Source organism: Paenibacillus sp. J22FR83, assembly GCF_059691955.1.
In genome coordinates this window covers 237495-250757 of the sequence record NZ_JCAUAM010000006.1, presented here as the reverse complement: position 1 = coordinate 250757, position 13263 = coordinate 237495, and the positions used below count along the sequence as shown (strand labels likewise).

General features: G+C 45.4%; 7 protein-coding genes. All 7 read left to right on the top strand.

The features are described 5' to 3' along the window. The first annotated feature begins 134 nt into the window (after positions 1–134). Positions 135–983 (top strand): carbohydrate ABC transporter permease, encoded by an 849-nt coding sequence (locus AC58PV_RS13205; RefSeq protein WP_497432806.1) that lies wholly within the window; start codon positions 135–137, stop codon positions 981–983. Between the two features lies 1 nt (position 984). Continuing rightward, the gene (locus tag AC58PV_RS13200) at positions 985–1833 is read left to right on the top strand and encodes a carbohydrate ABC transporter permease (protein ID WP_497432695.1); all 849 of its coding nucleotides are present in this window, start codon (positions 985–987) and stop codon (positions 1831–1833) included. Positions 1834–1840: 7 nt separating this feature from the next. After that, entirely contained in the window at positions 1841–4144 is a 2304-nt protein-coding gene (locus AC58PV_RS13195) for a glycoside hydrolase family 2 TIM barrel-domain containing protein (RefSeq protein ID WP_497432694.1), read from the top strand. 544 nt (positions 4145–4688) lie between these two features. Continuing rightward, positions 4689–9959, top strand: coding sequence for an S-layer homology domain-containing protein (locus AC58PV_RS13190; protein WP_497432693.1), 5271 nt, complete (start codon positions 4689–4691; stop codon positions 9957–9959). Positions 9960–10373: 414 nt separating this feature from the next. Next, the gene (locus AC58PV_RS13185) at positions 10374–11144 is read left to right on the top strand and encodes a DeoR/GlpR family DNA-binding transcription regulator (RefSeq protein WP_497432692.1); all 771 of its coding nucleotides are present in this window, start codon (positions 10374–10376) and stop codon (positions 11142–11144) included. 161 nt (positions 11145–11305) lie between these two features. Then, positions 11306–12118 carry a phosphonoacetaldehyde hydrolase gene (gene phnX / locus AC58PV_RS13180; protein ID WP_497432691.1) on the top strand — a complete coding sequence of 271 codons (813 nt, stop codon included), beginning with the start codon at positions 11306–11308 and terminating at the stop codon, positions 12116–12118. After that, positions 12115–13254 (top strand): phosphonoacetaldehyde reductase, encoded by a 1140-nt coding sequence (locus tag AC58PV_RS13175; protein ID WP_497432690.1) that lies wholly within the window; start codon positions 12115–12117, stop codon positions 13252–13254. Before phnX ends, AC58PV_RS13175 begins: the two co-directional genes overlap by 4 nt. Positions 13255–13263 lie beyond the last annotated feature (9 nt).

Sequence of the window (13263 nt, the reverse complement as noted above, 5' to 3'; positions counted from 1 at the left end):
AGGCAGCCTATACGGCTGCCTTTTGAATAACGAGCAATAAATAGCTGACAAGTAAGTCGCGGAAGAGGTGACGGGAAGTGAGTAAAACTATAGCACGTTCAGATTTTGAAAATAAGGCAGGGTATCTGTTTATTATGCCGTGGATTATCGGATTTTTAGCATTTACCTTAGTTCCACTGCTTTGTTTAATTTACTTTTCATTTACGAGATATGATTTGTTATCTTCTCCAAAATGGTTGGGATTAGACAATTATATTGAAATATTAACGCATGACCCCAAATTCATCCAATCTCTAAAAGTGACCTTCATTTACGTACTAATTGCGATTCCCGCTCGTCTGATCGTAGCACTCGCGATTGCCATGCTGCTTAATACCAAACGTCGCTTAATCGGCGTTTATCGTACCGTCTTCTATATTCCTTCGATTATCGGGGGAAGCGTTGCGGTAGCCGTCATGTGGAGACTGTTGTTCTCTAGAGAGGGGGCCGTCAACTCACTGATTGGATATCTGTTCGGCAAGACGCCTGATATTTCTTGGGTAGGCGACCCGAGTACCGCGTTAGGTTCCATTATCCTGCTCAGCATGTGGCAATTTGGATCGCCTATGGTTATTTTTCTAGCTGGCCTCAAGAACATTCCTGCTTCGTACTATGAGGCTGCGGTCGTTGATGGTGCGAACGGTTGGCAGAGGTTCCTTCGGATCACGTTACCACTCCTAAGTCCAGTTCTCTTTTTTAATCTCATTATGCAAATTATCGGCGGTTTCATGACGTTTACCCAAGGTTTGATCATTACGGGCGGAGGCCCACTGGATAAAACGTTGTTCTACCAGCTGTATGTATACCGAAGAGGGTTTGAATTATTTGAAATGGGTTATGCCTCTGCTCTATCCTGTATTCTGCTGGTCATTGTGGCGATTCTGACGGCCATCGTATTCAAAACATCAAATTCATGGGTTCATTATGAATCAAAGGGTGAGTGAAATGACATCAACTTGGAAATCGTTACTGCCTAAGCTAAGTTTCCAGATTCTATGCGTTCTCATTGCTGTGCTCTCGTTGTATCCCGTTATTTGGATGATTGCGAGTTCGTTCAAAGAAAGCGCTAGAGTGTTTGCTGAATCGCATTCGTTGCTGCCGCAAGTCTGGAACTTCTCTAACTATACACGTGGTTGGAAAGGATTCGCGGGGATAACTTTTGCCACCTTTTTTACCAATACCATCGTTATCGTCTTGCTCTCGACCTTAGGCGCTCTATTATCTTGCTCGTTGATTGCTTACGGTTTCGCGCGGATCAAATTTCGGTTCAAAGGGTTCTGGTTTGCTACCGTGATGGTGACCATGCTGCTGCCGTCGCAAATTATTCTAATCCCGCAATATATTATTTTTTATAAAATGCATTGGATCAATACGATTCTTCCGTTAGTTGTCCCCGCGTTTTTTGGCAGTGCGTTCTTTATTTTCCTTATCATGCAGTTTATCCGGACCATTCCGTATGAACTCGATGAGTCGGCGAAGATGGACGGCTGTAATCGGTTTGGCATTTATCTCAAAATTATTATTCCCTTGATAGTACCGGCACTTGTTACGTCGGCGATCTTTGAATTCTACTGGACCTGGGATAAGTTCTATGAAGCGATGATTTATCTTGGAAAGCCGAACATGTATACGGTCAGTGTAGCGCTGCGAATGTTTGCTGACCCGAGTTCACAAACCGATTGGTCTGCGATGTTCGCGATGGCTAGTTTATCGTTGCTTCCGCCTGTTATCGTATTTTTTATTTTCCAACGCTATATTGTCGACGGCATTAGCACCACAGGACTGAAAGGATGAGATGAGCATGACACGCATAGAAACAGATTTAATGACAGGTTGGGAATTTACATTATTGGAGCCGCATGATCACAACTTTAAGCCCGTACATTTACCTCATGACTGGGCCATCCACGCGCCGATCAATCGAACCATGACAGAGGGACATGCGCAAGGATTCAGAGACCGATGGGGAATTGGTTGGTATAGAAGACAAATTAGTTTGAAAGAGAAGAAGGAAGGCCATGTGTATCAACTGCAGTTTGATGGCGTTTATGAGAATAGTACGGTATGGGTCAACGGAATTGATGCTGGCGGGCAAAAATATGGCTATTCCAGGTTTACGCTGGATATCACGGGCTATCTGCATGAAGGGGATAATCTTATCCTGGTCAAAGTGGACAACACGGCTACCCCGGCGGACCGCTGGTATTCGGGGGCAGGTATTTATAGAACGGTGAAGCTGCTCCAATTGAACAGGAATCATCTGAAACCGGAAGACATTCAGGTGAAAACGAGCATCCAAGGCAAGACGGGCATTGTTAGCATTGCAACAGGGAGCACCTCCTTGGTTAAAGCGTGTATTTCGGATGTAAGTGTGCGTATGACCGGCGAATCGGATAACGGGATGATCCATATTGAGATTCCTCAGGTGGCATTATGGAGTCCGAATCACCCGCATTTGTATCATGTGGAATTGTCTCTCTATGAGGGGGAGCGTGTCCTGGATACCTATGCATTGCGGATTGGCGTTCGAGAAATCGAGATGAAGGCCGGTAAAGGGATGTTTATCAATGGTGAAGGGATTAAGATTAAGGGCTTATGTATTCACCAAGACGCCAGCTGTCTCGGAGTTGCCGTTCCTTCGGAAATTTGGAGAGAGCGGTTAGTTCAATTCAAAGCGATGGGATGCAATGCGATTCGTACAGCCCACCACATGCCAGCCACTGAAATTCTGGACATCTGTGATGAATTGGGACTGCTTGTCTATGAAGAGCCGTTCGATAAGTGGACGGGAGGTTCCTATCGCAGATATTTTGAGACGGAATGGCAGCATGATTTAGAAGCGATGGTAAAAAGAGACCGGAACCATCCCTGCATTTTCATATGGGGCGTTGGGAACGAGGTAGAAAATCAAGGGCAGGCATCCATGATCAGTATTCTGAAAATGCTGAAAGAACATCTGCTTACGCTTGATGATACGAGACCTGTCTCCTATGCGATGAACCCGCATTTTAAATATGACAGTGAGGTTGACTTATCTCAGGTCAAGGACATTCAACAATTTGTAGATGAAGTCAGCGATACGGAAATTTATAATAATGACGAGCGAATCGAGCGCATCCGAAGGATTGCAGAGCATGTCGATATACTAAGTTGCAATTATCAGGAGCAGTGGTATCCTGCCATTCATGAGGCGATGCCGGATAAATTAATTCTAGGTTCGGAGACTTACCAATTCTTTAGAGGGCACCCGGATCAGATGCAAAACTTTAGCGACGAAGTGCCTTGGATGGACGTCGAGAAACATGATTATGTCATTGGTGGCATGCTATGGACAGGTATTGATTACTTGGGCGAGTCCATGGGATATCCAGCAAAAGGTTGGGCGGGCTCCTTATTCTCGACGAACAATGAGCGCAAGCCGCTTTCGTACTTATATGAAAGTTACTGGTCGGAGAAACCGATGGTCTATTTGGCGGTGATGGATTATTCGTTACAAGATGAAGGGGCGAAGGAACACTGGGATGCGCCTCGGTATGCGAGTCATTGGAATTTCCCCCAATTCAACAAAACCGTCATTCCATATATGATTGCTTCGAATTGTGAGGAAGTGACCCTGGAGTTGAACGGGAAACAGATCCATGTGCAGAAGCCATCTGCGTATCCCAATAGAATGATCACAGGTTATCTTCCTTATTTCCCAGGAACCATCACGGTGAGAGGATTCATCAATGGGGAAGAGACGTGTCTATATCAGTTAAAGACAGCCGGCCCAGCTGTGAGACTTGCCTTTGATACCGAGGAGATCCGTCTGGAAGCCAAGGAAGGTTATCAGCAGTTACTCACAGTTCGAGCCGTAGATCAGGATGGGACGCCTGTATTTCGTGAAAGTGCCAAAGTCACTTTTGCCGCAACCGGACCCGCGGAAATTGTTGGCGTTGACAATGGTGATCTGTGCTCCAGTGAGACATATGACAATACTTGGATGCATATGTACCGAGGCTGCATTAGTACGGTTATCCGGTTAACTGGTGCGGAGGGGCGTGTTGTGTTATCAGCGTTCGCTGAAGGCATGTTTGCTGGGAATCTTGTTATTGAAGTTGTGTAGTGTAGATTGAGATTAAACTGCCTCAATGTATATCTTGCTTGTTCGTGCGAACATTAGCGACCTTCTGTGGGTTGAGAAGTGCAAAAGTGCAGAAGTGCAACTATTTCCTATAAAATAGTTGCTTTTAGGCGAAATTGATGCGAAAAGGCATCAATTTCTGCGTTTTCAGCTCTACTTAGGCATTTTCGGCCCCAAAGGATGCCTTTTTGCACGTATTTAACATGTTGACTATGAATTCCGTTAAAAAGGATGCTCATCTGCAATTTTGCCAACAAATATATAAATTCTGATAGGGTAAGAGAAGCCGGCAAACGTTATGTTTGCTGGCTTTGTGCGCTATGAAGCGAGCTGCCGAGATGATATCCCTACCTCTGCAAATGATTGTCATATTGTAAGTTAAAATTTACGAAAATGATATATTTTGTAAGTGGGTCTAGTGTATAATGCCTATATCTGCTTTTTCAATCTATCGAAAGTCGTGATTTCTACATTCGTAGATTTGAGTAAAGCTGCTCTTTGAGAATTAAATAGTAGGGGGAAAACCATGTTTTTTCAAGGAACACGCAACAAGATTAGTGCGATCCTCGTGTGTTTGCTTTTCATTAGCATCCTGGTACCAACTGCAGCAATGGGTGCTGAAACGGGTACCGGATTCAAGGATACAGCAAATTCTTACGCACAAAAAGAAATTCAAAGCCTGGTCGACGATCAAGTGATCAGCGGGTACGAGGATGGATCCTTCCAGCCTGAGAAGGCAATGACGCGAGCAGAACTGGCGAAGATCCTTGTCTTATCCCTGGGTCTACAGGAACAGGCTGATCAAGCTTCGAGGTTTACTGATGTCGCAGGCAGCAGTTGGTATTCAGGCTATGTCGGCGCTTTAGTGAAGAGCGGGATCACACAAGGAACATCGGCAACATCGTTCTCTCCCAATGCGAATGTGACGCGTGAGGAACTCGTTCTATTCTTCATCCGAGCGATGGGACTTGAGAAATCCGCGCTATCCGTACATGCACCTACCCAACTATCGGACTTCGAAGAAGTATCGAGCTGGGCACAGCCTGCGGTGTCACTCGCTTTCCAGATCGGTTTTATTAACGGAATCGAAGATAATGACGGGTCTTTGACATTCAGTCCAAAAGTGGTGGCACAAAGACAAGCTTTGGCAAGGTTAGCCTTTGAATTTAAAACGAATAAATCCGTCTACATGCATAAGGCTCAAGAACTCACGCATATCGACGAGACGGAGATCACATCCATTGAGTCGGTCAGCAGCACGAGTATGGAGGTAACTTTCGCTAAGGAAGCAACAAACGTGCATGCAGAGGATTTTACGTTTGATCCGGATTTGCCCGTTACTCAAGCATCTATCAAAGCAGGCAGCCCAACTGTTGTCGTTCTTACTACCAAAGATCAAACATCAGGCACCACGTATCGTCTTAGCTATAAAGGTAAGGACACGGGGAAAACGGTGAAGGGAACTTCGTCATTCTTTGGTGGAGGCGGTGGCGGTGGCGGGGGTGCAGCCCCAGCAGCAAAGAGCGATCTGGACAAGATTAACAGTGGTGGCACTTATGACTCATTGACCGTTACGTCTCCAGGAACGATTGGTCCCGCTGACGATAAGCCTAAGACGATTGTTACAGGTACATTAACACTGAATCCCGGTGCGAATGGGGAAATCCTGCTGCAAAACGTAGAGGCAAGCAACATCATAGTCACATCAGGCAGTTCGAACTCCATTAAGTTGAAAAATACGATTATCAAGACTTTGCGAGTAGCCGCTCCTAACCAAACCACTCCTGTACGGATTGAAACGCTTTCCGGCTCAGATGTGTCGGATCTGGATGTACAATCCAAGGTCATCATTGAGTCTACAGCAGGTAGTCTGGGCATGATCAAGATTGGCTCTGCGGCAAGCGGACAAGTCGTTGAGCTGCGGGGAACCCTAAAAGGGGACATTCAGGTTGATGGAGAAGGCACGCAAATCAAGATTGCCCCTCCTCAAGGCGGTGGAGCGACATCGGTCACCACATTGAATGTGGGAGCTAAGGCAACCATTATTGCGACAGAAGGAACAACGCTGCAGCATGTGAATGTTACAGCTAAATCGGAAATATCACTTACTGGCACAGGCAACATAACGTCTCTCACAGTATCAGAAGCAGCGCAAGGTTCTACCTTGGATCTGTCGAACGCAGGAGGCCGCATATCGGCGATCCAACTGGACGGTAATGTTAACTTGCAAGGTGATGCAGATACGATCGGGGCGATCAAGCTTACAGCGAAGCCAGGCGTTGTAGTCGAAGTAGCTCCTTCCCTAACAGATTCTTTGAAAAATAAAGCTGTATCCGCCATTGCAGCGATAGGCGCATTCAGCGCTTTTTCCATAGAAGTCGATGAGAAAATTCAAGCGGCCGAAATCGTCGCTGACAATGCCATTTTACTTGGCGTAAGGCCAGAGGAGATTACTGGTTATACAACAACGCTGACAGAAGTGAAGCAAAAGATCGACAAATTAGCAGTCGAAGCGGCTGTTCATGACTTACAGATTCAATACGCGGGCAAGGATTCGCATATCGCAGTCACGCAACATATAGGATTGCTTGAGTCGGATACAAACAGAGGTGTGAGTATCAGCTGGAAGTCCTCTAGTCCGGCTGTTGTGAGCGACGTTGGCAAGGTCACTCGCCCTGCGATTGGATCAGCGAATGAAACCATTGTTCTAACAGCGAACTTGTCTAGAAATATGGCTACTGAAAAAACCGAATTTGTGATCACTGTTGTGGCGCAGCTTGGATCTGTCTTGGAAACATTGACAGTTGATCCAGATCATTTTGTCTTTCACTCATACAAAGAAATCGGACAATTGAATGTCACAGCCAAGTATTCAGATGGCTCTTCAAGAATAGTGACAAAAGAGGCTAACTATGTAAGCAGTAATGTAAACGTGGCAAGAGTAAGTAAAGCAGGAGAAATTACTCCTGTAGGTAGAGGAAATGCCACGATCTCGCTCGTCTATGGCGGTTTACTGAGGAATGCAACCGTTACGGTGGATATTTCAGATGGCGGGATGTCCGAAAAAACGGCCACGCCGACGTACGATGGCAATGTGTATCCCAACAGCATCAAGCTTCGTGGTACTTCGGAGCCTTCAGCGAAAGATCAGTGGAATATCGTCATCTTATCTAAGCTAGACGGTACGATTATAGCTAAAAGCGAAGTGATGCCTAACAGTTCATTTGAAATTATAAGTAACGTTGATGATCTTTCCGTAGGGGAAGAAGTGTTGCTTACTGCACGAGCTTATGGTAAAAGCAGCAGTGATCCCGTAACTCTTGTTGTACAACCTACTGAAGGTCAGACTCTAATGCCTACAATTACTAACGTTGTTTACGAAGCAAACAGTCTGATCATCGGTTATGCAGAGCCAGGATCGTATGTAACCGTTTCTTTTGGCGAAGGAAAGGTCGATACAATAAGAGCTTATGACGATGGCTCCTACAGCCTTTACTTGCGGGGAAATGATCGACATGTTGGTGAACAGATCAAGGTCACAGCTACCACGCATGGAAAAGCGACAAGTGAACCTGCCTTTGTCCTTGTGCATGAGTCGTTGAAGACTGCCAAGCCTGCAGTGACAGGGGCCGTATATACGAATGGCTATAAGTTAAGCGGATTGGCGGACCCAGGTGAATTTTATGGCTGGAGTAAGGTTGTTCTATATAAGCAGGACGGCACGTTCATCACTCAAAACAATGTGAATGAAGATGGCACATATCTCTTGAAAACGAACTACTACTATCCGATTCCGCTTGTGGCTGGTGAGCAGGTTCTGCTTACCGCGCAGGCATACGGACAACAAGAGAGTGATCCGGTCCCGTTCATTGTTCAGGCCATAGAAGGGCAAACCATGAAGCCGACCGTGACAGGAGAGGTCTATGACTCCTCTTACGTGATGCATGGCAATGCAGAACCGGATTCGCTCCTCAGTATTTCGGGCGGTGTCTTTGACAACACATCATATATTTATGCTAACAGCGATGGATCTTTTGAATACAATCCTGCGTATTTCAAAGCGGGTACTTCATTCAGCATTACAGCAACGGCATTAGGTAAAGCAATTAGTGAACCGACCATTGTTACTGTACAGGCAGGTCCGAAGACAGCAACTCCGACTGTAACGGGTAATGTGTACACAAATGGTTTCATGATTGCCGGGGAATTGAGTTTAGAGCCTGAAGATAATAACTTCAACACTGATATCCTTCTGACGAAGAAGGATGGCACCTATATAGCCAGATTGGGTGTAAATCAAGAGGGGACATTTAGTTTCAAATCGGAGATTTATCCTAATTCTTCGAATATTACACTTGTTGCTGGGGAAGAACTCCTTCTAACTGCAAGAGCATATGGTAAACATGCTAGCGACCCTGTTGTTTTAATTGTAAAACCTACGCAAGGACGCACAGCCTCTGTCATGACAGAGGTCGTTAATGAGACGGTCATTAGCGGTTGGGCAGAATATGGTGCAAGTGTCATCATAAGATCCGAATCCAGCGGTAGAGAATTAAGAGCTTCATCATATAATGAAGATGAATTCTTTATTGTCTACTCAGATGCAACCAATGCGTTTCAGATTGGCGACCGTCTAAGTATTACAGCGACTGTCATTGGCCAGGAAACTAGCGAGCCGATTAAAGTGACAGTAGGCGCAGCCAAGCAAACCGAAACCCCGACGGTTACAGGCGATGTTTATACGAATTTCATTCGTATTAGCGGAAGCGCAGTACCTGGGACGAAGCACATCTGGACTACTGTCTATTTGAAGAAGCAAGATGGTACTTATGTGAATTCTTGGAGTGTAGGACAAGATGGAAACTTCTGGGTAGAAAGCTTGTTTGAAAATTCACATACCAGCCTTACTGCTGGCGAAGAACTGCTAGTAACAGCTAAGGCTTACGGGATGAAGGAAAGTGATCCTGTTACCCTTCACGTTCAAGCAACTAATGGGCAAACGGCATCTCCTACCGTTACGGAGCCAGCAACAGAGGCTGTATTTTCCGGTTGGGCTGATCCAAGGGCTATCGTAAGGTTCCAAGTTGTGGCCAATGGTTTTAGTTCGTGGACTACTGCTACTTATGACGGTTCTTTCAGCTTCTCTATGTTTTCTGAGGGTTATCTACACGCAGGGGATCAAGTGAAAATTACCGCTACAACCATCGGAAATGCAACGAGTGATCCGATCTATGTGACGTTAGCAGCGGCACCTAAAACGGCGGTTCCGACTGTTACTGGGGTTGTTTATACGAACGGTTTTATGCTGCAAGGTTCAGTAAGTTCAGAATCAAGTTTTACTTCTATAAGCCTAATGGATAAAAATGGTTCCAGCTTTGGGCACTATGGTGTTGGTTCGGATGGTAATTTCTCGACATACCAACTTCTCCAGTCCTATCCCATTTTGAAAGCAGGGGATATTGTTCAGTTAAAAGCGCGAGAATATGGCAAGATAAGCAGTGATCCTATTCCATTTGTTGTTCAAGCAACTAATGGTCATACGGAAGTTCCAACCTTTAATGATTACATCATAGAATCACAATCCTTTAATGGACATGCAGAACCAGGAGCTATTCTTACATTGAAGAACGATACTAGAGGTTTCCTACAAACAATAGTTGCTGCTATGGATGGCACTTATTCTTTCATCTGGGATTATAAAGCTTATCGCATAGGCGACCAGCTATCGTTAAACGCTACAGTGCTAGGGAAAGAAACTAGCGATACGGTACAAATTACGCTCATTGCCTCTCCTTAAAATGTGAAAAAGACGACTACCCGATCATTGGGGAGTCGTCTTTTTTCGTGAACGCGACGGCCGCTGCGCTGGGAGGCCGAGGCCCCAGCGAATAAATGGATTTTATGCAGCTAATTCAAGCATAATCGCGGTAATTCGCAGAATAACTGGATTTCCTCCCGTTATTTCTGGCCATTTTAGCCAAATGTAACTCTTCGACCGAAAATAGATGGAGGAAATCCAGTTAAACTCCCTAAAGGGTTAGATATCCTCTGATTTAGATGGAGAAAATCCAGTTATTTTGTTCACCTTGATGTATCGACTCCCTTGGAATTAGCCCCGTTATGGATTGCCACATTTACGTGAACCATCATTTTTGCTAGGATATAGATACATACAACGCAAAATAACGCAAGAACACGGAGGAGATGCGACATGCTTGCACCAGAAAGGCATCGATTAATCCAATTAGAGTTAGAGTCCAAGGGGCAAGTTACCGTCGTGGAATTGAAGTCACTGCTGCAAGTTTCCTTGGATACCGTTCGTAGGGATCTGGAACGATTGGAACAAGAGGACAAGCTGCAGCGTGTGCATGGTGGTGCTGTTTCCAAGAGGGAAGAGATTGCTACGAATCAAGCATTTTTCAAACGCAAGGTCACGCATAACGAGCGAAAGCAAGAGTTGGCCATGTATGCGGTCGAGCTCGTGAAGGAATACCAAGCGATTTCTCTGAATGCCGGTACGACGAATATTGAGGTTGCCAAGCGACTAGCTGCTCGTTTTGACAAACTCACAATTATCACTAATTCCTTGCGTATCGCGGATATTCTGGCCCAGAAGAAAGGCTTCACGGTCATTATTCCGGGGGGGTATCTCAATCATGAGGAGTTCTCCTTGTATGGGCGGGCGATTGAAGAAGAAATTATGAATTTCAATACGGACTTAGCACTCATTAGTATCAATGCCATCTCCCTTGAGAAAGGTTTGACTGATTTCCGGCAGGGGGAAACGGAAGTTATTAATGCGATGCTAAAGGGCGCGAAGCGGAAAATTGTCGTTGCAGATTCGAGCAAATTCGAAACGGTATCCTATCTGAACATTTGTGGATTAGACCAGATTGATGCAATCGTAACGGATTCTAATATGGATAGTGGACTTCTTGATTTGTACAAAAAACATCATGTTTCCATAATAAACGCAGGCTGATTATCGCTTGCGTTTTTATTATGTTTTCGCAATGTTAAAAACAGCAAATAACAGCATACTATTGTTAAATATACGTAAAATATAGCAAAAAACATTGCGTGTTTGCGTTATATCATTCTATAATTGGGTATATCAAAGCCACCACGAAATGAGGAATCAAGTTGAGCAACAAAGAACGCATTCAAGCAGTTATTTTTGATTGGGCTGGAACCGTGATTGACTATGGTTGCTTCGCGCCTATGCATGCATTTATTCAAACGTTTGAAGAAGCAGGGGTCGTCATTACGGAACGTGAAGCAAGAATTCCAATGGGCCTTCTCAAATGGGATCATATTCACGCCATTTTGCAGATGGAAAGAGTAAAAGCAGCCTGGATAACCAAGTACGGTACGCAACCCGTCAAAGCGGATATTGATCGTCTCTATGTGCGTTTCGAAGAGGTATTGATGGAATCGCTGCAAACATATACAGATCCAATACCAGGTGCATTAGAGACTGTGAGTCAGCTTCGTGATGCAGGGCTTGCCATCGGATCGACAACTGGTTATACGGCAAGCATGATGGCGGTCATCGTTCCCGAAGCCAAGCGGAAGGGATATTCGCCAGATCGTCTGGTTACAGCGGATGAAGTCAAGGCTGGCCGACCGTATCCGTATATGATATTCAAGAACTTAGAGGAGCTTGGCGTCTATCCTCCTAAGGCAGTTATCAAGGTTGGAGATACGGTGTCTGACATTCAAGAAGGCAGGAATGCAGGGGTATGGACGGTTGGTGTCATCCTGGGAAGCAGCGAGCTGGGTTTAACACAAGCAGAAGTTGAAGGTTTGCACCCTGATGAACTTGCAGAGCGAATGAATCAGACGAGAGTGACTTTTGAGCAAGCAGGCGCAGATTATATCATTGGTTCAATCACGCAGCTGCCCCTTGTCATTGAAGAACTTGAGCGAAGCGGCTTGGAGCGGGGAACGAGATGAACCATTTCTATAACCCAGTAGCCGTATTCTTAGGAAGAGAATCGGCGGAAGCATTCGCAGAGTTGTTTGCGATACGTTATGCAGGTATCAAGCGGATATTAATTCTGACAAGAGGCGGGGGCGTTGAGCAGACTGATTGTTTACAGCCGATCTTGAACGCACTCTCCAAGAAGGAAACAATGTTGATTGAAGTGACGTTGAACAATCCCAATGTGGCAGATATTGTGAAGCTGAGACAAGAGGTTGGGCCCTTTCAGTATGAACTTATTGTGGCTATTGGCGGAGGCAGTGTCATGGATGCTGCTAAAGTCCTCTCGGCTCTGCAACACAAGACACTATCTACAATCGACGAAGTTCGAGGGGCCATCACACGTGAGGAGTATCGCAGCGAGCCCTACTTCACTCCGTGGATCGGGATTCCAACGACATCGGGGACCGGTTCCGAGGTGACATGTTGGGCAACGGTATGGGATGAAGAAAACGGAAGCAAATATTCAGTTTCTGATGAGCGGCTTTATGCTAGTGCAGCTTTAATTCTCCCAGAGTTGACGGTTACCATGCCACTGCGCTTAAGTGTTGCAACAGCATTAGATGCCTTGTGTCATGCAACGGAAGCGTACTGGTCTGTTCATACGAATACCATTACCCGAGTTTACGCGCTGCAAGCAATCGAACGAATTCGTCAGACGCTGCCATTATTAATCGAGCAACCCGATAACTTGGCATGGAGAGAGCAATTATCCGTAGCAAGTCTAATGGCAGGAATGGCATTTAGCAATACGAAAACGACCGCTTGCCATTCGATATCGTACCCCCTTACGATACTGTACGGTATCGATCATGGTATTGCAGCCAGTCTAACATTATCTACCGTGTTACGACATAATTTCGATGCCTTAGTAGAACCGGAACAATTGCTGCGTGCATTTGGCGCAACGGAAGTAGATGCAGTAGATGATCTTATTCGAGGTATATATGCCACATGTGGACTGTCAAGCAATCTAAGCACCTATGGTGTTACCGTCGAGGGTATCCGCGAGGTTGTGTCTTACTCCTATACGAAAGGGAGAATGGATAATAATCCCGTTGTCATATCTCCTGAAGAACTCGAACGTATGCTGGTTTCATTATTATAAAATAGCCAA